This window comes from Paraburkholderia sp. GAS33, from assembly GCF_050436645.1.
Lineage (GTDB): Bacteria > Pseudomonadota > Gammaproteobacteria > Burkholderiales > Burkholderiaceae > Paraburkholderia > Paraburkholderia phenazinium_B.
The window spans coordinates 309,218-331,693 of the sequence record NZ_JBNDMP010000004.1; the positions used below are offsets into that span (position 1 = coordinate 309,218).

At 62.9% G+C, this 22,476-nt stretch carries 16 protein-coding genes; 4 read left to right on the forward strand and 12 right to left on the reverse strand.

Annotation, left to right across the window (positions count from 1 at the left end; all coding sequences use genetic code 11):
* Entirely contained in the window at positions 1-3,333 is a 3,333-nt protein-coding gene (locus P3T24_RS15010) for an efflux RND transporter permease subunit (RefSeq protein ID WP_429435651.1), read from the forward strand.
* Between the two features lie 859 nt (positions 3,334-4,192).
* On the opposite strand, the gene P3T24_RS15015 is transcribed toward P3T24_RS15010, so the two are convergent.
* The 3 genes from P3T24_RS15015 to P3T24_RS15025 all read right to left on the reverse strand — a co-directional run bounded on the left by P3T24_RS15015 (position 4,193) and on the right by P3T24_RS15025 (position 6,794).
* The gene (locus P3T24_RS15015) at positions 4,193-4,657 is read right to left on the reverse strand and encodes a hypothetical protein (protein ID WP_074265017.1); all 465 of its coding nucleotides are present in this window, start codon (positions 4,655-4,657) and stop codon (positions 4,193-4,195) included.
* Between the two features lie 72 nt (positions 4,658-4,729).
* A complete protein-coding gene (locus P3T24_RS15020; protein ID WP_074265018.1) occupies positions 4,730-5,293 on the reverse strand; it encodes a peroxiredoxin in 564 nt (187 codons plus the stop codon).
* 157 nt (positions 5,294-5,450) lie between these two features.
* Complete coding sequence (locus tag P3T24_RS15025; protein WP_429435653.1) at positions 5,451-6,794, reverse strand: EAL and HDOD domain-containing protein; 1,344 nt, start codon at positions 6,792-6,794, stop codon at positions 5,451-5,453.
* A gap of 351 nt (positions 6,795-7,145) precedes the next feature.
* On the opposite strand from P3T24_RS15025, the gene P3T24_RS15030 reads away from it, so the two are divergent.
* Both P3T24_RS15030 and P3T24_RS15035 read left to right on the forward strand, forming a co-directional pair.
* Entirely contained in the window at positions 7,146-9,014 is a 1,869-nt protein-coding gene (locus P3T24_RS15030) for a putative bifunctional diguanylate cyclase/phosphodiesterase (protein ID WP_074265020.1), read from the forward strand.
* Between the two features lie 48 nt (positions 9,015-9,062).
* Complete coding sequence (locus tag P3T24_RS15035) at positions 9,063-10,520, forward strand: HDOD domain-containing protein (protein ID WP_074265021.1); 1,458 nt, start codon at positions 9,063-9,065, stop codon at positions 10,518-10,520.
* Positions 10,521-10,602: 82 nt separating this feature from the next.
* On the opposite strand, the gene P3T24_RS15040 is transcribed toward P3T24_RS15035, so the two are convergent.
* On the reverse strand, positions 10,603-12,012 hold the full coding sequence (locus tag P3T24_RS15040) for an EAL and HDOD domain-containing protein (protein WP_429435656.1): 1,410 nt from the start codon (positions 12,010-12,012) through the stop codon (positions 10,603-10,605).
* A gap of 273 nt (positions 12,013-12,285) precedes the next feature.
* Here P3T24_RS15040 and P3T24_RS15045 point away from each other — a divergent pair, with 273 nt between their 5' ends.
* Positions 12,286-13,023 carry an acetoacetate decarboxylase gene (locus tag P3T24_RS15045; RefSeq protein ID WP_074265023.1) on the forward strand — a complete coding sequence of 246 codons (738 nt, stop codon included), beginning with the start codon at positions 12,286-12,288 and terminating at the stop codon, positions 13,021-13,023.
* 177 nt (positions 13,024-13,200) lie between these two features.
* On the opposite strand, the gene astE is transcribed toward P3T24_RS15045, so the two are convergent.
* The 8 genes from astE to P3T24_RS15085 form a co-directional block, all read right to left on the reverse strand.
* Positions 13,201-14,262 (reverse strand): succinylglutamate desuccinylase, encoded by a 1,062-nt coding sequence (gene astE / locus P3T24_RS15050; RefSeq protein WP_429435659.1) that lies wholly within the window; start codon positions 14,260-14,262, stop codon positions 13,201-13,203.
* Positions 14,246-15,586, reverse strand: coding sequence for an N-succinylarginine dihydrolase (gene astB, locus P3T24_RS15055; RefSeq protein ID WP_429435661.1), 1,341 nt, complete (start codon positions 15,584-15,586; stop codon positions 14,246-14,248). Before astB ends, astE begins: the two co-directional genes overlap by 17 nt.
* Positions 15,587-15,595: 9 nt before the next feature.
* Positions 15,596-17,059 (reverse strand): succinylglutamate-semialdehyde dehydrogenase, encoded by a 1,464-nt coding sequence (gene astD, locus P3T24_RS15060; protein ID WP_429435663.1) that lies wholly within the window; start codon positions 17,057-17,059, stop codon positions 15,596-15,598.
* Positions 17,060-17,061: 2 nt separating this feature from the next.
* The gene (astA, locus tag P3T24_RS15065) at positions 17,062-18,102 is read right to left on the reverse strand and encodes an arginine N-succinyltransferase (protein ID WP_429407547.1); all 1,041 of its coding nucleotides are present in this window, start codon (positions 18,100-18,102) and stop codon (positions 17,062-17,064) included.
* Positions 18,099-19,163, reverse strand: a complete 1,065-nt coding sequence (aruF, locus tag P3T24_RS15070; RefSeq protein WP_429435666.1) for an arginine/ornithine succinyltransferase subunit alpha — start codon at positions 19,161-19,163, stop codon at positions 18,099-18,101. The genes astA and aruF overlap by 4 nt, the downstream gene beginning before the upstream one ends.
* Before the next feature lie 31 nt (positions 19,164-19,194).
* Positions 19,195-20,430, reverse strand: a complete 1,236-nt coding sequence (locus P3T24_RS15075) for an aspartate aminotransferase family protein (protein ID WP_429435668.1) — start codon at positions 20,428-20,430, stop codon at positions 19,195-19,197.
* A 136-nt stretch (positions 20,431-20,566) separates the two neighbouring features.
* The gene (locus tag P3T24_RS15080; RefSeq protein ID WP_074265029.1) at positions 20,567-21,619 is read right to left on the reverse strand and encodes a GlxA family transcriptional regulator; all 1,053 of its coding nucleotides are present in this window, start codon (positions 21,617-21,619) and stop codon (positions 20,567-20,569) included.
* A 31-nt stretch (positions 21,620-21,650) separates the two neighbouring features.
* Positions 21,651-22,475, reverse strand: coding sequence for an ABC transporter ATP-binding protein (locus P3T24_RS15085; RefSeq protein WP_429435671.1), 825 nt, complete (start codon positions 22,473-22,475; stop codon positions 21,651-21,653).
* Position 22,476 lies beyond the last annotated feature (1 nt).

A 22,476-nucleotide genomic window follows, 5' to 3' on the forward strand; every position in this document is an offset into this window, starting at 1 on the left:
ATGAATCTGTCGCGTCCGTTCATTGCCCGACCCGTCGCCACGACGCTGCTGGCGGTCGGCATCGCGCTCGCCGGGGCATTCGCCTTTACGAAGCTGCCAGTCGCGCCCCTGCCGCAAGTGGACTTCCCGACCATCTCGGTGCAGGCCTCACTGCCGGGCGCGAGTCCCGAAACGGTGGCGACCAGTGTGGCGAGCCCGCTCGAGCGGCATCTGGGCTCGATTGCCGACGTCACCGAGATGACTTCGCAGAGCTCGGTGGGCTCGTCGCGGATTACGCTGCAGTTCGGCCTGAACCGCGACATCGACGGCGCCGCGCGCGACGTGCAGGCCGCCATCAACGCCGCGCGCGCCGATTTGCCAGCGAGCCTGCGCAGCAATCCGACGTACCACAAGGTCAACCCGTCAGACGCGCCGATCCTGATTCTCGCGCTGACGTCCAATACGCTGACAGCCGGTCAGCTATACGACTCCGCCGCCACGGTGCTGCAGCAATCGCTCTCGCAGGTGGATGGGATCGGCGAAGTGGATGTGAGCGGATCGGCCAATCCGGCGGTGCGCGTCGAACTGGAACCGCAGATGCTGTTCCACTACGGCATCGGCCTCGAAGACGTGCGCGCGGCACTTGCCGCGGCGAATGCGAACAGCCCCAAAGGTTCGATCGAGTTCGGCGCGACCCACGTCCAGCTCTACACCAACGACCAGGCGAGCAAAGCCACGCAGTACAAGGACCTGATCATTGCCTATCGCAACGGTTCGGCCGTGCACCTCTCGGATGTCTCGGAGGTGGTGGACTCAGTGGAGGACCTGCGCAACCTGGGCCTGTACAACGGCAAGCGCTCGGTGCTGGTGCTGTTGTATCGCCAACCGGGCGCGAACATCATCGACACCGTGGACCGCGTCAAGGAAATGCTGCCGCAACTGAAGGCGTCGCTCCCCGCCGATGTCGACGTATTCCCGACGGTCGACCGCTCCACTACGATCCGCGCCTCGCTGAAGGATACCGAACACACCTTGATGATTGCGGTGGCGCTGGTCGTGATGGTGGTGTTCCTGTTCCTGCGCAACTGGCGCGCAACGCTGATTCCGAGCGTCGCGGTGCCGATCTCGATCATTGGCACGTTCGCCGCGATGTACCTGATGGGTTTTTCGATCGACAACCTGTCGCTGATGGCGTTGACCATCGCGACCGGCTTCGTGGTCGACGACGCAATCGTGGTGCTCGAAAACATCTCAAGGCATATCGAGGACGGCGTGCCGCGCATGAAGGCCGCGTTCCTGGGCGCACGCGAAGTCGGCTTCACGGTGGTGTCGATCAGCATCTCGCTGGTCGCCGTGTTCCTGCCGATCCTGCTGATGGGCGGCATTGTTGGGCGGCTGTTCCGCGAATTTGCGCTGACGCTGTCACTGGCGATCGGCGTCTCGCTGCTGGTCTCGCTGACGCTCACGCCGATGATGTGCTCCCGCCTGCTCAACGAGCCGCACGAACGAGAAGAAGAAGGACGCTTCGCGCGCTGGCTCGAACGCGGCTTCGCGGCGATGCAGCGTGGTTACGAGCGCACGCTCGGCTGGTCGCTGCGGCATCCGCTGCTGATCCTGCTGGTGCTGATCGCGACGATCGGGATCAACATCTGGCTCTACGTGATCATCCCGAAAGGCTTTTTTCCGCAGCAGGACACGGGCCGCCTCGTCGGCGGCATCCAGGCCGACCAGTCGACGTCCTTCCAGGCGATGAAAGGCAAGTTTTCCGAGATGATGAAGATCGTCGGTCAAAACCCTGCGGTGGACGGGGTAGTCGGCTTCACCGGCGGACGCCAGACCAATTCCGGCTTCATGTACGTGCAGTTGAAGGAGAAGCCAGGACGCCACCTCTCTGCAGACCAGGTGATCGCACAACTGCGCGGGCCGCTCTCCAACGTAGCGGGCGTGCGCACCTTCCTGCAGGCCGTGCAGGACATCCGCGTGGGCGGCCGGCAATCGAACGCGCAATACCAGTTCACGTTACTGGCCGATTCCACGACCGACCTCTATACGTGGGGCCCGAAACTGACAGAAGCGCTGCAGGCACGGCCCGAACTGGCGGACGTGAATTCCGACCAGCAGCAAGGCGGCCTGGAATCGATGGTGACGATCGACCGCGCGAGTGCCGCGCGCCTGAACATCGAGCCGGCGCAAATCGACAACACGCTGTACGACGCATTCGGGCAGCGCCAGGTGTCGACGATTTACAACCCGTTGAACCAGTACCACGTGGTGATGGAAGTCGCGCCGAAATACTGGCAAAGCCCGGACATGCTGAACCAGATTTACATCAGCACGTCGGGGGGCAGCGCGAGCGGCACGCAGAGCACCAACGCGACGGTGGGCACGGTAACGGCGACGGTGGCAAACACCAGCAGCACGAGCAGCACCAGCGCCTCGAGCGGCGGCACGGGTGGCACGACCTCCTCAAGCGCGGCGGCGATTGCATCGGACTCGGCGCGCAACCTGGCGATCAATTCGCTGGCGGCGAGCGGCAAGTCGAGTGCGTCATCGGGGTCGGCGGTATCGACGTCGAAGGAGACGATGATTCCGTTGTCGGCGATTGCGAGCTTCGGACCGGGGAACACGCCGCTATCGGTGAATCACCAGAGCCAGTTCGTGGCCTCGACGATCTCGTTTAACTTGCCGCCAGGCAAGTCCTTGTCGGATGCAACGAAAGCGATTTACGACACGATGGGCGAGATTGGCATGCCGGGGACGATCCACGGCAGCTTCCAGGGGACGGCGCAGGCGTTTCAGCAATCGTTATCCGATATGCCGTTGCTGATTCTGGCTGCGCTGGCAGCGGTGTATATCGTGCTGGGGATTTTGTACGAGAGCTATATCCATCCGTTGACGATTCTGTCGACGTTGCCTTCGGCGGGCGTGGGGGCATTGCTGGCGTTGATGCTGTTTCAGACGGAGTTCAGCATCATTGCGTTGATCGGGGTGATTCTGCTGATCGGGATCGTGAAGAAGAACGCGATCATGATGATCGATTTTGCGATTGAGGCCTCGCGGCAGGGGTTGTCGTCTTATGACGCGATTCACCAGGCGTGTCTGTTGAGGTTTCGGCCGATCATGATGACGACTTGTGCTGCGCTGCTTGGGGCGTTGCCGTTGGCGTTTGGGAATGGGGATGGGGCTGAGCTTCGGGCGCCTCTTGGCATTGCCATTGTTGGCGGGTTGATTGTTAGTCAGGTGCTTACGCTTTATACCACTCCGGTTGTTTATCTCTATATGGATCGGATTCGGGTTAGGTGGGAAGGGAGGGGGCGGCGGGGCCGGCGTGGGCGGCCGGCGGCACAGGTATAGGTTTGGGGTTTTTGCCTGCGCGGCGCTTGTCCGGGTTCTTATGGCGTTGGCCTTTCCTTGATGTCCCGGTGGTCTGTTTTTGCCTGCGGCGCCTTGGTTCGGTGGTGTTCCTGCGGTGTTGGCCTTTCCTTGCTTTGTTATCGGTCTATTAGCGATGCCCCTGTGCGGGGCGGCACTTACTTTCTTTGCCGCCGCAAAGAAAGTAAGCAAAGAAAGCGGGCTTCCAACCGCTAGCCGGTAGGTGTCCACCACTCATCTTGATAACGGAGTGGTCCGCGCACGAAATCTGCCCTCGCACCACACCAGTTAGTGACAAAGGACTCATTCATCCCGCCCGCGCACTGCGTGCGCGGCGGATGGGTCTGCCGGCGAAAAAACACCTGCTAGGGGTCCGGGCAGTCGCGACTGCTTAGCGACACAGAGAAGCACCTCAGATCTGCTGACCGCGCTGGTGCGATTCCATTTCGCGAAAGCCTGCGTCTGTTACACGGGGCAAGAACGATAGACACGACTCCAGCAAAGGAGTGCCTCCAAAAACGTTCGAATTCCTACATAACGTGCAGAAGGCGTTATGCCCGACGGCGGAGCGCGAAGCGCGACGCTGGAACGGATGACTGCCTTGTCACTACTGCGCAAGGTGCGACGGCACCTCGCGTGCGCGGACCACTCCGTGTTCACACAAGTGGTGGACACCTACGAGCTAGCGGTTGGAAGCCCGCTTTCTTTGCTTACTTTCTTTGCGGCGGCAAAGAAAGTAAGTGCCGCCCCGCACAGGGGCGAAGCTAATAAACCACTAACAAAGCAAGGAAAGGCCAACACCGCAGGAACACCACCGAGCCAAGGCGCCGCAGGCAAAACCTCAAAGCCTCTGCTCAACAGCCAATCCAAAAACCCTCTTCCACTGCTTAGCCTGCCGCTCATCCCGCATGGGCAACGTCCAGACAGGACACTTAGCATCCCGAACCTTAAGCGCAAGCTGAAATCCCTGCCCAGCAGCCTCAACATCAGCCCCCAGAAGATCGGCAAAAATATAATCCCCCTGAGCGCCATGCAAATCCACCCTGCACAACCGCTTTCCGGCCGCGAGCCGGACCCCACCCCATTCAGCCTTCAATTCATGCGTCCAATCGCCGTCATGAATATTCGGGGCGACCTCGCGCCGGCGCCGCAGCCAATAAACCACCGCCGCAGCCACCAGAGCAACAACCACCGCAGCAACCCCAACCGCCACGGCCAGCCCACAATGCGCCAGCACCGCATCGAACGACCACACCGCGCCATAAATCAGCGCGGCCAGTACCGCCAGACCCACAACAATAGGCATCTCGGATCACCCCGCTAACCAGACCGGCTATCAGCGTAGCACGGCATTGTCCGCGGGATCATCAGCCGTCACTCACTGCGACTTATGCGTCGCCGCCCACTGCTTCACTGCCTCCAGCGTGTTCTCGACATGCTTGTCCGGCGACAGGCTCGTGTATTCGTAAATGATCTTGCCGTCCGGCGCAATCACGTACGACACCCGGTTCGCCATCGAGTTGTGCATCGGCAGCCCCGCGTCGTACGCGCCAATCACCTTCGCGTCCGCATCGGCCGCCACCGGGAATTTGCTGCGGCATTCGCTGACCGAAAATTTCGTCAACGTGTCGATGTTGTCGTGCGAAACGCCAATCACCGTCGCGCCATATTTCTTGTACTCGTCAACAGCATCTGCAAACTCGTGCGCCTCGATCGTGCAACCCTTCGTGAAAGCCGCCGGGTAAAAGTACAGCACCACCGGCCCCTTCTTCAACTCGTCAGCCAGGTTGTAGGTGTAAGTCTTGCCGCCCAACGACGCCTGGGTCGTGAAATCCGGCGCGGCCTCGCCCGGCTTGAGCGTCGCCGACGCAGTCAGCGAATACAGCCCAAACGTTGCCGACAATACCGTTGCCAGTAATACCGGCATGAACTTTCGTTTCATCTCGAGCCCCTCCAGGCGTTGACGCACGTGGTCCGTGCGATGAATGAAGCCACGTCCTGCGTCGCGCCGTCGGGCGCGTCAAGCCATGACTCAGCCGCTATTGGATCACGTCCCGGGAAACCACGCTGAAAGACCCCGCAAGGCGCCGGCCGCCCCTCTACTCCAGGCCCGCATGCGCGCCGAACCACGCCGCCGCGGACAGGTTCAATTCCGCCAGTACCTCCGGCGTCAACGCCGCAAACGCCTCGGGCACGTCGGGTCCGGCGGCGGTCAATGCGCCGTCGGCGCTCAGGTCTGCGCCCTGGTCAGCGGCCTCGGCGATGCCCAGAAGTGCACCGAGCGCCCCGCTATGCTCGACGATCGCATCGCGGATCAGCGGCGCCAGGCCAAGTTTGTCGAGCGTCTCGGCAGGCGTCGTGCCGAGCACCACGTGCACCAGCGAAAAAATTCCCGTCATAAACGCGGCGTCTGCGAATTCCTCGTCCGACGGGCGCAGCCAGCGCGCCGCCAGTTCCATGAAGCGCGAACGCGTGCCGGCCAGTTGCACCAGCGGATCGGAGCGCCACGGCAGATCGCCGCCGTCGGCGTACAGCAGCAGTTGCGCCCAGCGGGCAATCTGCCGCGTGCCGGTCGCGATGATCGCCTCGCGCAACGAAGCGATATTGCGTCCAAGCCCAAACGCGCTCGAATTGACGAGGCGCAGCAACTGCACCACGACGTTCGGGTTGCGCTTGAGTTCGGCCTCGAGCTCGATAATGCCGGCGTCGCGTGCAAGCAACGCCAGCAGGCGCAACAGCGCCGGACGCGACGACCGGTTGCGCGGCGCGGTCAGCACCTGCGGGCGGGCGAAGAAATATCCCTGGAACAGATGGAAGCCGAGGTCGCGGGCAAGCGCGAAGTCTTCACGCGTTTCGACCTTCTCGGCAAGCAGCGTCTTGCCCTGCGCCAGCACGGCCCTGGCCAGTTTGGGCAGCGCCGCCCGGGGCGTGAGCAGAAAGTCGATCTTGACGATGTCGGTATACGGAAGCACGGCGAGCAAGCCTTCCGACAGCTCGCTCACGTCGTCGAGCGCCACCTGAAAGCCGGCGTTGCGCAGTTCGGCAAGGCGGCGCACCAGCTGGGCGTCGATGGCGACGGTCTCGAGAATTTCGAGCACGAAACGCTCTGGCGACATCAGGTGGACGATGTCGTCGAATAACAGGTCGCGGCCGATGTTGACGAAGCCGCGATGATGTCCGAGCACCGCCGATACCCCGATTCCGCCAATCGTGCGCGCCACCACCTGCGCGGTCGCCTGCGCGTCGTCGCTGACTTCGGCATAATTGTGTGCCCCGGCCCGGAACAGCAGCTCGTACGCGTACAGCGCGCCATCGCGATCGAGAATCGGCTGGCGGCCCAGATAGACAAAGGGCGCGTCGACCGCTGCCTCGGCCCCCTGGGCGGACTGTGCAGGCACCTCGACTTGCCCGGGCTTGGCCCCGGCAGGAAACGGTTCAGACATGGCTCATCGGTGCATGGGTTCGAAAACGCTGCGCAGTGGGGCCACTCCCGCGTCCGCTGCGAGCATGGGGCGTAACTCTAGATAACGGACGGTAAGCCGCTTCACTTTAACTGAATCCGCACCGGGCCGCCAAGGCGGCCGGCGGTGAATCGGCGTTGCAGCATTACCATCGCTTGTCTCGAGCGACGCACCGGTCGCCATCATCAATATTTACAGCAACCGCTAAAGATTTTCGCGTGGGGGTCGTTATCTCGTTCTGATGGGCGGCTTCATGCCTCTCGACCACCCGCGCTGAACCGGCGGGACCGAGCCGGGCCGCCCGCAGACGAAAACGGGTTGCCAGCGAGAAACATGGAAGCGAACAGGATCACCGCGCCCCGCCGGGGCTCCTTGCGTACGGTCATCGAGCGGGTCCGTGCGTTAGGGCGCCGCCCGGAAGGCTTACCCCAACCGAGCGCAAGCCGCTCCCCCCTCGAGCAGGCCGTCGGTGCGGTCGACCTGCTTGCTCACGTCGACCGGGAGCTGCGCTTCCTCTACGTGTCCGAGGCAAGCCTGAGATTCATAGGCTACCACCGGGAATACTTACAGACCATTACACTGCACGACATCGTCGCGCCCGCCGACGCCGAGCGCCTCGACGCGCTGCTGGCCCGCGCCTCGGCCACCGGCAGCATCGAGAAAGCGACGCTCAGCCTGATCAAGTCGCTGACCTATCCGGTCACGGTTGAATTGCGCGTCGTGCGCAACAGCCACGACGGTGTCGAGGGCTTTGCGATTGCCGGCTTCGACGTGTCGGCCTGGCGCGCCACCGAAGAGCGCCTCACGCATGCCTTGCACCACGATCGCCTGACGGGCCTCGCCAATCAGTCCGCGCTGGTGCCGGCGCTGCTCGACGCCCAGCAGCAAGCCGACGCGCACGGTACGCCGGCCGCCCTGCTGCTGCTCGACATCGACGATTACCAGCGCGTGAACCGTGCGCTCGGCTACGACGCCGGCGACGACATGCTGCGCGAAACCGCCCGACGCATCTCGAACACCACCTCCGTGAGCGACCAGATCGCCCGGGTGGCGAGCGACGAATTCGCCATCCTCATGCCGGTCGCAGCCAGCCGTACCTATGCCGTGGCGGCCGCTGAAGCGCTGGCGCGGCGTCTTCTGACCGCCATCCAGCAGCCATACGTGTTCAACGGCCAGCAGGTGCATCTGTCGGCGAGCATCGGCATTGCGCTCTATCCGGACGTGCGCCATGTCAACGACACCGCGGGCCGCGACAACAACCTGCTGCGTTGGGCCGACCACGCGCTGCTGCAGGCCAAGGCAGCGGGCGGCAACACCCTGGCGTTCTATGTGCCGGACGACGACCCCGCCGACGCCGAACGCCTGAAGCTCGAAGCCGATCTGTACGACGCCGTGCGCAACGGCGAATTCTCGTTGCACTTCCAGCCGATCACCAGCAGCCAGAGCCATGGCGTGGTGGGCGTGGAAGCGTTGATCCGGTGGCTACATCCGGTGCATGGCCTCGTACCGCCGTCGATGTTCATTCCGCTCGCCGAATCGGTCGGGCTCATCAATTACCTTGGCAACTGGGTCCTCAAGATCGCCTGCATGCAGTTGATCCAGTGGGACATGCGTGGCATCAGGATGCAGTACGTCGCGGTCAATGTGTCGCCGCAGCAGTTCCGCGACCCGCGTTTCAAGGACAGCGTGCGCGAGGCCATCGAACTCACCGGGATCGACCCGCGCCGTCTCGTGTTCGAGATCACCGAAAGCCTGCTGATGCACGACCCGGCGCACGCGAAGGGCCTGCTGGAAGAGCTTACCGCGATGGGCATCCGCTTCGCGGTCGACGACTTCGGCACCGGCTACTCGAGTCTTGCGTACCTGCAACGCTTTCCCTTAGCGAAACTTAAGATCGACCGGAGTTTCGTCGAGAATCTGCTAACCTCCCGTAATGATCAGGCCATCGTTAGCGCGGTCGTGGGACTTGCGCAAACGCTAGACCTGGAGCTGGTCGCAGAAGGCGTGGAAACCGAGGAACAACGCACCCTGCTGACTGAAATGGGATGTGATCATATTCAGGGCTGGCTCGTCTGCAAGGCGTTGCCGTCCGAGGAACTGGCGCAGCGTTTCGAAGCACACACGTTGCACCTGCATGCGTCTTCTCATGCGGGCCCGGCGGACCCGGAAGAACTGGCGCACCTGCATCGAACACCGGCATGACGCCGGTCTGCGACTCAATGGAATACGTATGGCTTTAGCGGGAATCACATGGTAAAGGCAGCGGTGCTCGACAGGCTCTGGTCTCGAATGAGCGAGCGCGGCGATTTCCCCATGCTGTCGCAATCGCTGCGCACAACCATGGCTGCAATGAACAACGACGACCTCGACTTCACAGGTCTCGTGCAGGTCGTGTTGTCCGATTTTGCGTTGACCCAGAAGGTGCTGCGCCTCGCCAACTCGGCGATGTACATGGCCTTCGGCGGAAATATCACCACCGTGTCGCGCGCCTTGATGGTGCTCGGGATGGACGCGGTCGGCCACCTCGTGGTCGGCCTGAAGATCGTCGATCACTTTCATCACAGCGTGCCGCGCCGCATCGACGCGAAACTCGAACTGAACCGCACCCTGCTGTCGGGCTGCGTCGCCCGTAAGCTAACCGAGCGCGGCGACCTGCGCGCCGGCGAAGAAGCCGTCGTCTGCACGCTGATGCGCCAGATCGGCAAGCTGCTCGTGGTGTTCTATCTCGACGCCGAGTGGGACCAGATCCGCCGCCTGGTCGACACCAATATCGAGGAAAGCGAAGCCTGCATCACCGTGCTGGGCGTCACGTTCGACGAGATCGGCGAGGAAGCCGCGGTGCGCTGGCGCCTGCCCGACATGATCCGCTCCGGCATGGGCGAGTTCGATCCGCACGACACCGAAGAGTCCCGCCAGGTGCAATGGCTGCGCGCCATCACCAACTACTCCACCGAAGTCGCCGCCGTGCTGACCACGCCGAACATGTCGGACTGGCAGCGCGAGGCACGCATCGCCGAGCTCGCACACCGTTACGGCCGCGCGCTGAACACCGACCCCGAAGTGCTGCTGGAAATGAGCGTGGCGCTCGCCCGCGAAGAAGACGGCGAAGGCGTGATGCGCGAGATCGTGGAGCTGCGCGCCAACGCCGACGCGATTGCCCGCGAAGCGCTCGATCCCGAGGCACGCATCGCCGCGGGCGTCGAAGATCTGCGGGCGCTAAAAGCAGGTAGCGCACTCGGCCCGGCGCTGGCCATGGCCACCGAAACGGTGCACGCCGGTCTCGGTTTCGCGCGTACCGTCATGTTCGTGCGCCACAGCAGCGGTACGTTCAAGGCGCGTATGGGATTCGGGCCAAAGATCGAGGCTGCCCTGCCCGGTCTGACGTTCAATACCGCGTTCGAGCCCGACGTGTTCCATCTCGCGATTGCGAACTCGGTGGGCATCTTCATAGAAAATGCGCGCGACCCGAAGATGGTGGCGCGGCTGCCCGAATGGTTCCGGCGCAGTTTCGCGGATACCCGCTCGTTCGTGCTGCTGCCGGTGATGGGCGAGAATCAGACGACGGTCGCGCTTCTGTACGGCGACTGGTGCCAGGCCGACGAGGCACGGCGGATCTCGCAGGGCGAGATGGCAGCGTTGAATGAACTGGCGCGGGAGTTAGGGCGTTTTTTTTCCCATGCGCCGATGCAGGAACTGGAGATGCTGTGAAGGAGTGAGCGGCCCGGCTCATTGCCAGGCTGCAGCGCCGCGGACCGAAGTCCGGACCCGGCAGCGCACTCCCCGATCGGGTTTAGTCCTCGATCCGCTCCAGACCTTTTGCCTCGGCGCTGCGATCCGCAACGCCTGCCCACGCCGCCGCGACGAGCCCCAGTTCGGCGACTTCGCGCACCGTCAACGGTGCCAGCTCCGCGCACACGCTTTCAATTTCTTTCCATTCACCGCGCTCGAGCGCATCGACCACCGACAGCAGCAGACCCAGCACGCCTTCGCGACGCAGGATCGCCGCCTGAATCGGCTTCGAGAGCGTCAGCACATTGAGCGTGTTCTCGATCGAGCCGCCGAACACCGCATCCACGAACGAAAACACGCCCGTCAAAAACGCTGCATCGGCCTCGTCGCGGCCGGCCTTCGGCAGACGCAGCACCGCCAGTTCCATGAAACGTGCGCGGGTGGCGGCGAGTTGCAGCAGCGGGTCGTCTTCCAGCGCGACCTTGCGGCCGTCCGCATACAACAGTAACTGGGTCCAGCGGGCAATCCGGTTGGTGCCGGTCGCATTGATCGCTTCGCGCAGCGTGGTCACCTTGTGGCCGACCGCAAGGCCGCTCGAATTCGCCAGCTTCATCAGATGCATCACCAGCACCGGATTGAGCTTCAGTTCGGCTTCGAGCTGCGCGACCGTCGGGTCGCCGGCTAGCAACTGCAGCAGGTTCAGCAATGCGTGGCGCGGCGCACTCACCTTGCGCAACGTCGCGGTCTGCGCGCGCGCGAAGTAATAGCCCTGAAATTTGTCGAAGCCGAGATTGAGGGCGGTTTCGAAATCCTCCTGTGCTTCGATGCCTTGGGCAATCAACAATTTGCCCGCCGATTTCAGCACGGTGGAAAGCTTTGGCAACAGCGCGCGGGAGATGTGCGGAAGATCGATTTTCACGCGCTCGGCATAGGGCAGCAGGCGCGCAAACGTGTCGCTCGGAACCACCACGGCATCAAGCACGAAGCGGTAGCGCCGCGCATGCAGCACAACGATGCGCGCAATCAGCTCGTCGTCCACTTCGATATCCGGCTGGAGCTCGAACAGGAAACGCTCGGCCGGCAGGAGTTCGAGCGCCTCGTCGAACAGCATTTCGCGGCTGACGTCCAGATGGGCAAGGTGGCCGGCCAACGCGCCGCGCACGCCCGATTGCATCAGCGCGGTGACGACGGACTGCGTGAAGGTAGGCTGCACGACAGCGCGCGGTTCGCCTTCGGCAGCGGCGGCCGTGGTTGCGTCATCGGGCACGGTATGCCCGGTGGCGCCAGTACTGGCTGCGGCGTCGCCTGCCGGCGCTTCGCTCACACAATGAAGCTTGAGTTCGTAGCCGCATAGCATGCCGTCGCGATCGAGGATCGGCTGGCGGGCGAAACAAGGCTTGACTGATGCGCCGTCAGCCCGACCGGGCTCACCGCCGGCCCGACTCGGATCGTCGACTTCGATGCTGGACATTCCATTCCCCCGATAAGCGCCCTGGCGCTTCCTGCTGTTTTTTGCTTCTCACATGGCGTGCGATCGGACCCGAAATCGGGCTGAGAGCGCCGCATGACGCCGCTTTGCGACGTTCTTCGATTTTAGCGCAGGCCGCTCGCCTCAGGCACGGCTATGCGCGATTTTCAAAAAATATTCAATTCCCGCAACGAGAATGCGAGCAAGTCGCGAATCGACGATACTCTTGTGCAGTGCAGAAGCGTTCCAACCCGCGATTAACCACCAAGGAAAACCATGGACGTCAAAAGCGTGCTAGACAATGCCTTCGCCATGCCGATTACGAGCCCAGCGTTCCCGATCGGCCCCTACCGGTTCATTAACCGGGAATTCCTGATCATCACGTACCGCACCGACCCGGCCAAGCTGCGCGCCGTCGTGCCCGAGCCGCTGGAAATCGGCGAGCCGCTGGTGCACTACGAGTTCATCCGCATGCCGGACTCGACCGGCTTCGGCGACTACACGGAAAGCGGACAGGTGATTCCGGTGTCCTATAACGGCGTTGCCGGCAGCTACACGCTGGCGATGTATCTCGACGACCATCCGCCGATCGCAGGTGGCCGCGAACTGTGGGGCTTCCCGAAGAAGCTCGCCAAGCCGGTACTCGAAGTGCATACCGACACGCTCGTGGGCACGCTTGACTACGGCCCTGTGCGCATCGCCACCGGCACGATGGGTTATAAGCATCGCCAGCTCGATCTCGTGCAGCAGAAGAAGCGCCTCGAAGCGCCGAACTTCCTGCTGAAGGTCATGCCGCACGTCGACGGTACGCCGCGTATCTGCGAACTGGTCCGTTATTACCTGCAGGATATCGACCTCAAGGGCGCATGGACCGGGCCGGCTGCGCTGCAGCTGTCGCCGCACGCGCTCGCGCCGGTTGCGGAATTGCCGGTGCTGGAGATTGTCGAAGCGCGCCATTTGCTGGCGGATCTGACACTCGGTCTCGGCGAAGTGGCGTTCGACTATCTGAAGTAGGCGAAGTCGCCGGATGGCGGATGGTGGTGCGTCAGAGGCAACGGCCGCGAATGCGGCCGTTGTGATTTTGCATCGCAACCGGTCGCGAGGGCGGACCGGCCGCGAGGGCGGGATTGTACAAGGTGTGGGGAATGCGGCGATGGGTCCATCGCCGCTACGTGGAGTACGGCGGATTGTTCAGGCAAGCGCCGCGAGCGTCTCCCCGGTCGTCTCGATCACCAGCAATCCGGCGCGCAAACCCGGCTTCACGGAGGGATTCGGAAACACGATGCGCTCTTCGGCATGACGCACCACATAACGATAATCGCCATCGCGCGCGAGCAGCGTGCCCTGCTCGAATGGCGTGAAGTTCGGCACATCCGCTGCGACGAGCAATTCGAACGCATCGCTTTGCTTCGTGATCTGATCGATCACCGTGAACACGCGCGGCAAAGGTTCGCTTGCGTTGTCTTCAACGCCAGCCAGCAGATCACGCAGTGCCCTATCCGCGCCGGCGAACCGCGCGAGGTCGTTCTGGCCGAACGGCCGCACCTTGCCGAGTTCCAGCGTGCAAGCTTCGGCACCACACACTTGCGCAGTGAAATGCGAGTACGTGTTGCCCTTCGTCGTGTGGAGCAGCACCGCCGAAATGGATGCATCGCGCAACCATTCGAACATCGCCCGCGAGAGCGGCGCACCGGTGTGCGGCAGCAGCGCAAACTGCTCGAAGACCGACGCGCGAATCGCCGTATGCATGTCGACGTGCCAGCGGGCGCCTGGTGCATCGGAGGCATCTGCGAAGAATTGTGTCGCTGCGCGTTCCAGTGCAATCGCACGCGGCGCCTCGCGACTATTCGGCACCTGAGCATGCCGACCGCTGAAGAGCCGATTCAGGTCGTCGTCAACGTAACGGCAGCCGGCGCGCATCGCGGCGACGTTGCCCAGTATCACCAGCAGACGGCACGTCAGCGCGGTCCGCCCTTCGGCGATATCGCGCACCACCCCCGACAGCAGTTCGATCGGTGCAGTCTCGTCGCCGTGCACACCGGCCGAGGCCAGCACGCTTCGCTTGCCCGAAGCCTCAGCAGGTTCGAATTGCAGGATGCCTTCGTCAAGCCACGTCCAGCGCACGCTATTTGCGCACACGCCCTTGGCTTCGCCCGCTGACGGCTGCGTGCCCGCTAACGTGTAGGCAAGAAAATCACTCAATAGCGCATTGCGCGGGTCGTGTGTCATGCCGTGCTCAGCGCTGGAAGTCATACAACGAACCCAGCCCGAGAATCTGCGTCAACTCATCCAGCGCCGTGCGCGATTCGAGCAGCAGGCTCGGATCGGTCAGATCGGTCGGCGCGAGGCGGTCGCGATAGTGCTTTTCGATCCACGCATCGAGCCGGCCAAACAGCGTGTCGGTGATCCACACGCCGGGCGTAACCGCCGCGCGTTCAGCCTCGCTCAACACCACCCGCAAACGCAGGCAAGCCGGGCCGCCGCCGTTCTTCATACTCTCGCGCAGGTCGAACACCAGCACATCGTCGATCGGGCCACCATGCGAGGTCAAGCCATCCAGATACTCGGCCACCCGTGGGTTTTCGCGGCATTCCTGCGGCACGACCAGCACCTGCTTGCCGTCGGGGCGCGTGAGCAACTGGCTGTTGAACAGATACGACGTCACGGCATCGCTCACACCCACCCGCGCGTCCGGGACCTCTATCACGTCGAACTTCGCATTGAGCTTGCCAAGCTTCGCTCGCAGCTCGTCGTACACCGCTTGCTGCTCGACAAACGCCAGTTCGTGACAGAACAGCGTGTTGCGATTGCCGACCGCAATCACGTCGTTGTGAAACACGCCAGCATCGATCACGTCGGGATTCTGCTGCGCATAGACAGTCGCCGCTTCCGCAAGCCCATGACGCTGCGCAACCGCGCGGCTCGCCTCGAAGGTTTGACGCGCCGGATAGCGCTTCGGCTCCGGTCCACGCCGATATTCGCTCCGGCCGTAGACGAAGAATTCGACACCACGTGTGCCATATTCCGCACAAAAGCGCGTGTGATTCGCCGCGCCTTCATCGCCGAGTGCCGGCGTGCCAGGCAGCGCTTCATGCACTTCGAACCGGTCGCGCTCCGCGAAGATCGCGCGCAGCGTGCGGCGCGTCGACTCGTGTTCGATTGCACGATGCAGTTTGCTACACAGATTGGCCGGCGTGAAATGGACGCGGCCGTCTTCGGTATCCGCCGATGGGCTCACCGTGGCAGCATTGGCTGTCCACATCGCCGATGCCGAACTGGCTGCGGCCAGCAACTCGGGCGCATCTTTCGCGACACGTGCAATCACTGTCGCGTCGTCGCCGGAAAAGCCGAGTTCGCGCAACAGGCGCATCGACGGCCGCTCTTGCGGCGGCAGCACGCCTTGATGGAAACCGAGTTCAGCAAGCTGCTTCATCTTGCGCAGGCCCTGCTTTGCAGCGGCCTTCGGATTGGCGACGGACTTCTCGTTGTTCTGCGACGCGACATTGCCGAACGACAACCCGGCGTAGTTGTGCGTCGGGCCGACGAGGCCGTCGAAATTGGCTTCAGTGGCTTGCATCGTCGATCCTCAGAAATGAAGGCCCGGCGACACACTCGCGGGCATTTGCAGTTGCGCGCTTTCGACGGAGGCCATCGGATAGGCGCAGTAGTCGGCAGCGTAATACGCGCTCGGACGGTTGTTGCCCGAGCGTCCCGTGCCACCGAACGGCGCCGCGGACGACGCACCATTGGTCGGCCGGTTCCAGTTGACGATACCGGCGCGGATCGTGCGCTGGAAGTGCGTCCACAGGGTTTCGTCGTCGGCAAGAAGGCCTGCGGACAAGCCGAAGGCCGTATCGTTGGCGCGCTCGATCGCGTCATTGAAATTCGCATAGCGAATGATTTGCGCAAGCGGGCCGAAGTGCTCTTCGTCGGGCAGGTCGTGCACGTTCGTCACATCGAGAATGGCCGGTGTGACGAAGCCGAGTTGCGGGTCGCGTTGCTCCATCGTCAACAGGGACCGGGCACCGGCTTCGAGCAGATGCGCCTGCGCGCCGACGAGGCGTGCGGCCGCCCGCGCCGAGATTACCGCGCCCATGAACGGCTGCGGCTCGGCGTTGTATTCGCCCACTGTGATACGTGAAGTCACATCGGCAAGACGCTCGATAAAGCGGTCGCCGAAGCTGTCATTCGGCACGAGGATACGACGTGCGCAAGTGCAGCGCTGCCCGGCCGACAGGAAAGCGGACTGAATCGTGTGATGCACTGCTGCGTCGATATCCTCAACCGGTCCAATCACGAGCGGATTGTTGCCGCCCATCTCCAGCGCCAGCACGATTTCCGGACGGCCGCCAAACTGCTTGTGCAGCAGCGTGCCCGTGTCCGAACTGCCGGTGAAGAACAGCCCGTCGATCTGCCGGTGATTCGCCAGCGCGATACCGGTATCTTTCTCGCCCTGCACGAGGTTCAGCACGCCCGCGGGCAAGCCGGCGTCGCGCCACACTTCCACAGTCGCGCGGGCGACACCCGGCGCGAGTTCGGACGGCTTGAACACCACCGCGTTACCAGCGATCAGCGCAGGTACGATATGCCCATTCGGCAAGTGCCCCGGGAAGTTATACGGCCCGAACACTGCCACCACACCATGCGGACGATGCCGCAGCACAGCAGTGCCGTCTGCCATCGCTGTGCGCTTTTCGCCGGTACGTTCGTTGTACGCCTGAATCGAAATCTCGACCTTGGCCGCCATCGACGCCACCTCGGTACGTGCTTCCCACAACGGCTTGCCAGTCTCACGCCCAATCGCTTCGGCCAGCGCTTCCTTGCGCTCGGTCAGCAGCGCAGCGAAACGGCGCACAATGCCGCAGCGATCTTCAAGACTCAACGTCGACCACGTTGCAAACGCATCGCGCGCGCTGCGCACTGCAAGGTCCACGTCTTCAGCAGATGCGCTGTGGCCTTCCCACACCGTCGCACCCGTGCCGGGGTTGCGCGAGGTGAATACGTGTCCTCTGCCGGCGGCCCATTCGCCGTCGATGAAAAGCTCAGTCATGATCATCCCTGTTTATGTTTCAGCGGCAGCACCCGTACCGGGTCGCCGGCCTTCACGTCGAGCGCCGCGGCTTCGTCGGCGGCAAGACGGAACACGCCGTCCTTCGGCACGCCTGCCGCAACGCCGACGCGGAAATCGCCGAGCGAAGTATTCGACACCAGCGACCTCGGCCCATCCTGCGGCGCGGGCGTTGCCCCCAGCGCGAAGATTTCGACCGGCACCACCACACTCTCGCGGACCGTTCGCAAGTCGGCGATATGGCATTCGAGCACCGGACCCGCGTCGAAAATATCGACGTGATTCTCGTAACGCAGCCCTTCGGATTCGAGCATCCGGCGCGCGGGAATCGTGTCGTTATGCGTGAGACCGACGCAGTCCTGCGCCTCCTGCGGCAACAGCTCGACGTACACCGGATAGCGCGGCATCAGCTCGGCGAGAAATGCCTTGCGGCCATGCGAGCTCAGATAGTCCGCGGCGTTGAAATCGATCTGGTAGAAATGCGAGCCCACCGCGCGCCAGAATGGCGAGGTGCCGTTCGCATCGAAATGGCCGCGCAATTCAGCGCACAGACGCTGTGGAAAGCGCTCACGGAACTGCGCGAGAAACATGAAGCGCGAGCGCGACAGCAAGCCACCCACGCCGCTCGTGCGGTAACGTGGGCTCAGGAACAACGAGCAGACTTCCGCGTAGCCGGTCAGGTCGTGCGAAATGTTGAGCGCATGCATGCGCGTCCAGATACCCAGATCCTGGCTCGCATGCACCACCGTGCTCACACGATAGTTGTAAAACGGCTGTTCCAGGCCGACCGAACTTTCGATGCCGCATACGCCAGCCACGTCGCCGGTGGCGGTGTCTTCCATCACGAAGAAGTAGCCGGCTTCATGCGGCGCGGCCTTGTCTTCCATCGTGCGGCGCGAACGCGCCACCCGCGCTTCGAGTGCATCGCGGTCAGGCTTGAACGTGGTGAGACCAGGGCCAGTCTCCTGAGCGAGCGCGACGAGCGCGTCCACATCGCCCGTCTGCACGACGCGAACGACGATCATTCTGCTTCTCCCGAAAGTTCGTAGGGATGCTCTTCGGCCGGCTGATGCAGCGCTACACAGCGCACCGGGTCGCCGTTCTGCACGCCAAGCGCGTCGCGCACCGCTAGCGGCAGCGGCGCGCCCATTGCCTTCTCGTCAGGTAAAGCGGCCAGCACGCAGCGGAAGTCGTCCGCGCGGTTGCTGGCGATCAGCCACGTGGTGCCACGCTCGCCGGCTGCCGCTCCGCGTACTGTCCTCATTTCATTGCGCCTGACACAGGCGCTGCGATCGATCTGAGCCGTCAACACCGGACCCGCATCGAAGATATCCACGAAGCGATCCGTTTCGAAGCCTTCCTCGAGGTGAATCTCATACGCGAGCAGCGCCTTTTCGTCCGGCTCGCCGAGCACACGCTGCGCCGATTCCGGCAACAGCGGCACATACACCGGATAGCTCGGCATCACTTCGGCGATAAAGGTACGGCTACGGCCACCGGATTCGATTTCGATGTCCGCGAAGTTACGGCCGAAAAATTTGCGCCCCACCGCTTCCCAGAATGGCGACACGCCGTCGTCATCCGTCACGCCCAGCAGCAGCGAAAACACCTCGGAGGTGAAGCGCTTGCGATTGGCGGCGATATACATCATCCGCGAGCGCGACATCAGATGCGCGGCGGCGTCGCCGCGCAGCGACGGGTCGATATAGAAGCCCGCCAGCCGGCTCTTGCCGGTGAGCTCATGCGACATCGTCAGCGCGTGAATCTTGCGATTCACATGCAGTTCACGCGACGCATGAATCAACGCGTCGTTGCGAAACGCGTAGAACGGCTCCGAGTAACCGGCGGCGGCAACGATGCTCGCCGTGCCCAGCAGCTTGCCGGTCTCGCTATCTTCGAGCACGAACAGGTAAAACTCCTCGCCCGGAAAATCGACTTCCGCACGGAACGAGTCTTCGGACAGCGCGACGCGTGCTTCGAGCGCACGGCGGTCATGCGGCAGCGAGTGCAGCACGGGTTGAGCCGTGCGCGCCATATGTTCGAGCGCATCGAGATCGGCGAGGCGGCCGGGGCGTACGAAGAGCATCGTCGTTCCGTTGGTTGAGTGTGACGCCAGATTAACGGGCCGGCGCTTCAGCTGTCGCGCCGATCACTGCTTCTATTGCCTTTGCCAGACGCGCAAAACCTTCGCTCATGTCGTCGAGCGGCACGATCAGCGACGGCGCGAAACGCAGTACATCGGGACCCGCCATCAGCATGATCACGCCATGCTGGCCCGCTGCCGTCACGAAGTCTTTGGCGCGGCCCTTGAAGGCATCGTTCAGTTCCGCGCCGATCAACAGTCCCTTGCCGCGCACTTCCTTGAAAATGCCGAAGCGTTCGTCGAGCTTCACCAGATGCCCCTTGAGCGTCTCGCTGCGCGAACGCACGCCGTCGAGCAGCTTCGGCTCGCTGATCAGTTCGACCACCTTGTCCGCAATCGCCGCACCGAGTGGATTGCCGCCGTACGTCGTGCCATGCACACCCACCTTGAAATGTGCGGCGAGTTCGTTGGTCGTCAGCATCGCGCCAATCGGGAAGCCATTGCCGAGCGACTTCGCCGTGGTCAGGATGTCCGGCGTCACGCCGGTGTCCTCGTACGCGTAGAAAGTGCCGCTGCGGCCCACACCCGTTTGTACCTCGTCAAAAATCAGCAGTGCGCCATACTGATCGCACGCCTCGCGCAACGCTTTCAGAAACGCCGGATCCGCCGGAATCACGCCGCCTTCGCCCTGGATCGGCTCGACGATCACCGCACAGGTTTTTGCGCCGATCGCCTCGCGTGCGGCTTCGATATCGTTGTACGGCAGATGACGGATACCTTGCGGCACGGGACCAAAGCCTTCCGAATACTTCGGCTGACCGCCGACGCTCACCGTAAAGAACGTGCGGCCATGGAATGACTGCGTGAACGAAATGATTTCGTCCTTCTCGATACCGTGACGGTCGAAAGCGACGCGACGCGCCAGCTTCAGCGCCGCTTCGTTCGCTTCGGCGCCGGAATTGGCGAAGAACGCGCGGTCGGCGAACGTCAGCGCTTCGAGACGTTTGGCGAGGCGTAGCACCGGTTCGTTCGTGTAACCGTTACCAATGTGCCAAAGCTTGCTGCCCTGCTCGCTCAGCACCTTCAGCAGTTCCGGATGCGCGTGGCCAAGCGCGGTGACGGCGATGCCGCCCGCGAAGTCGATATAGTCGCGGCCCTGCGTATCCCAGACGCGCGACCCGAGACCGCGGTCCGGCACGAAGGCGGCGGGAGAGAACACCGGCACCATCACTTCGTCGAAAGTCTGGCGTGTCACAGTCTGGTCGTTCATGGCAAATCCTCGTTACAGGTAGCGGGTAATAGCTTCAGTGTAGATAACCGCGTGTGAAACGTCTTGCTCATACGCGACGTGTTCTGTCGGGCTTGTTGCCGTCGCATGCTACATGGGTTGGCGGCATGGCCCATGACTAACGCGCCGTATCATCAGGACGTTCGATCAACGCGGCTGGCCGCGGTTCGCTCGTTGCCGTGCCGGTCGCACTTGTCTGCTTTTCGATCCAGTTGCGACGGTCCTCGCGCGGTGTCACGCCGAAACGCTCGCGATACGCGTTCGAAAAGTGCGCCGCCGACGAAAACCCGCACGCGAGACTGATCTGCACGACGGATTTGCTGGTGCGCTGCAATTGCGTACGCGCCTTCGACAGACGCAGCCCCAGGTAGTATTTGGACGGCATCGAGCCGAGGTATTGGCGAAACAGCCGCTCCAGTTGCCTGCGCGACACGCCGACGAGGCCCGCGATTTCATCGCTAGTCAACGGATCTTCGATATTCGCTTCCATCAGCAGCAGGGCATCGTTCAGACGCGGATGGCGTTCGCCCGGTGCCGTCACGTAGGGAATGCGTTGCCGCTCTTCACCGGCGCGCAACACGCCGACGCCGAGCGTATCGGCAATGCGGTCAGCGAGTTCGGGACCGTGGTCACGCGCGATCATCGCCAGCATGAAATCCACGGTTGCCTGGCCGCCCGCACAGGTGGCGCGGTCGCGGTCGATTTCGAAGATCTGCTGGGTGACGATCGAGCGTTCGAACTGCTCGGAGAACTGCTGATAGGTTTCCCAGTTGACGCTCACGCGATAACCGGACAACTGCCCCGCCATGGCAAGCCACCACACGCCATGATGGATGCCCGTGACGAGCGGCGTGCGTTGCCCGACGCGCGAGAGACTGGCGAGGAACAGACGGTAATCGGCAAACTGCTGAAACCGCTCGCTGACGAGGATCAGCCAGTCGCAGGAGATGGCATCGCCAAAGGCTGCATCCGCCGGCCATTGCGCGCCGCCCGCGAGCGGCACAGGACGGCCGTCCCACGAACACACCTGCCAGCGGTATAACGCGCGGCCATCGATCTCATTGGCGAGATTGAGAGCATCGACAATCGGCCCGACGCCCGACATCGACACCGGTGGCAATGCAACGATTGCCACTTGCGTGGTGCGGGTCGGACTGGACGGTCGAGCCATCGGCAAAGTGATGTATGACGCGCGGTGAAAGTTACTTGAGACTGCCGGAGAGGAACTGCTTCAGGCGTTCGCTGCGTGGCGCGCTGAGCACCTCGGCGGGCACGCCCTCTTCCTCCGTGCGTCCCTGGTGCAGAAACATCACGTGATTCGACACGTTGCGCGCAAAACCCATTTCGTGCGTGACCACGATCATCGTGCGACCTTCTTCGGCCAGCTTCTGCATGACCTTTAGCACCTCGCCGACCAGTTCCGGATCGAGCGCGGACGTCGGTTCGTCGAACAGCATCACATCGGGATTCATCGCCAGCGCGCGGGCAATCGCCACTCGCTGCTGCTGGCCACCGGACAGATGCGACGGATACTGCTTTTCCAGCCGCGGCGCGAGACCCACTTTCTCCAGATACTCGCGAGCGCGCTCCTCGGCTTCGCGACGCGACAGCCCAAGCACGTGAACCGGCGCTTCGATGATGTTCTCGATCACGTTCATGTGCGCCCACAAGTTGAAGTGCTGGAACACCATCGCGAGCTTCGTGCGGATGCGTTGCAACTGCTTGTGGTCGGCCACTTCCAGATTGCCACCGCGATCGGCCCTGGTACGCACCGTCTCGCCATCCACGACGATTTGCCCGGCGTTCGGCCGCTCCAGAAAGTTGATGCAGCGCAGGAACGTGCTCTTGCCCGACCCGCTCGCACCGATGATGCTGATCACGTCGCCCTTGTTGGCGTTCAGCGACACGCCCTTGAGCACTTCGTTATCGCCGTAGCGCTTGTGGATGTCCTGCACGGCAAGCTTGCAGGCTTCAGTCTGAGTCGTGTGGAGCAAGTCGCTCTCCCAAGGTGAATTCGAACCTGTCATG

Excerpts from the sequence above, each read along its gene's own strand:
- astA (WP_429407547.1), bottom strand. The coding sequence starts at position 18,102 with ATGATCGTCGTTCGCGTCGTGCAGACGGGCGATGTGGACGCGCTCGTC.
- P3T24_RS15030 (WP_074265020.1), top strand. The coding sequence starts at position 7,146 with ATGGAAGCGAACAGGATCACCGCGCCCCGCCGGGGCTCCTTGCGTACG.
- P3T24_RS15025 (WP_429435653.1), bottom strand. The coding sequence starts at position 6,794 with ATGTCTGAACCGTTTCCTGCCGGGGCCAAGCCCGGGCAAGTCGAGGTG.
- P3T24_RS15075 (WP_429435668.1), bottom strand. The coding sequence starts at position 20,430 with ATGAACGACCAGACTGTGACACGCCAGACTTTCGACGAAGTGATGGTG.
- P3T24_RS15080 (WP_074265029.1), bottom strand. The coding sequence starts at position 21,619 with ATGGCTCGACCGTCCAGTCCGACCCGCACCACGCAAGTGGCAATCGTT.
- P3T24_RS15085 (WP_429435671.1), bottom strand. The coding sequence starts at position 22,475 with ATGACAGGTTCGAATTCACCTTGGGAGAGCGACTTGCTCCACACGACT.
- P3T24_RS15010 (WP_429435651.1), top strand. The coding sequence starts at position 1 with ATGAATCTGTCGCGTCCGTTCATTGCCCGACCCGTCGCCACGACGCTG.
- P3T24_RS15020 (WP_074265018.1), bottom strand. The coding sequence starts at position 5,293 with ATGAAACGAAAGTTCATGCCGGTATTACTGGCAACGGTATTGTCGGCA.
- P3T24_RS15040 (WP_429435656.1), bottom strand. The coding sequence starts at position 12,012 with ATGTCCAGCATCGAAGTCGACGATCCGAGTCGGGCCGGCGGTGAGCCC.
- P3T24_RS15045 (WP_074265023.1), top strand. The coding sequence starts at position 12,286 with ATGGACGTCAAAAGCGTGCTAGACAATGCCTTCGCCATGCCGATTACG.
- aruF (WP_429435666.1), bottom strand. The coding sequence starts at position 19,163 with ATGCTCTTCGTACGCCCCGGCCGCCTCGCCGATCTCGATGCGCTCGAA.
- P3T24_RS15035 (WP_074265021.1), top strand. The coding sequence starts at position 9,063 with ATGGTAAAGGCAGCGGTGCTCGACAGGCTCTGGTCTCGAATGAGCGAG.
- astB (WP_429435661.1), bottom strand. The coding sequence starts at position 15,586 with ATGCAAGCCACTGAAGCCAATTTCGACGGCCTCGTCGGCCCGACGCAC.
- P3T24_RS15015 (WP_074265017.1), bottom strand. The coding sequence starts at position 4,657 with ATGCCTATTGTTGTGGGTCTGGCGGTACTGGCCGCGCTGATTTATGGC.
- astD (WP_429435663.1), bottom strand. The coding sequence starts at position 17,059 with ATGACTGAGCTTTTCATCGACGGCGAATGGGCCGCCGGCAGAGGACAC.
- astE (WP_429435659.1), bottom strand. The coding sequence starts at position 14,262 with ATGACTTCCAGCGCTGAGCACGGCATGACACACGACCCGCGCAATGCG.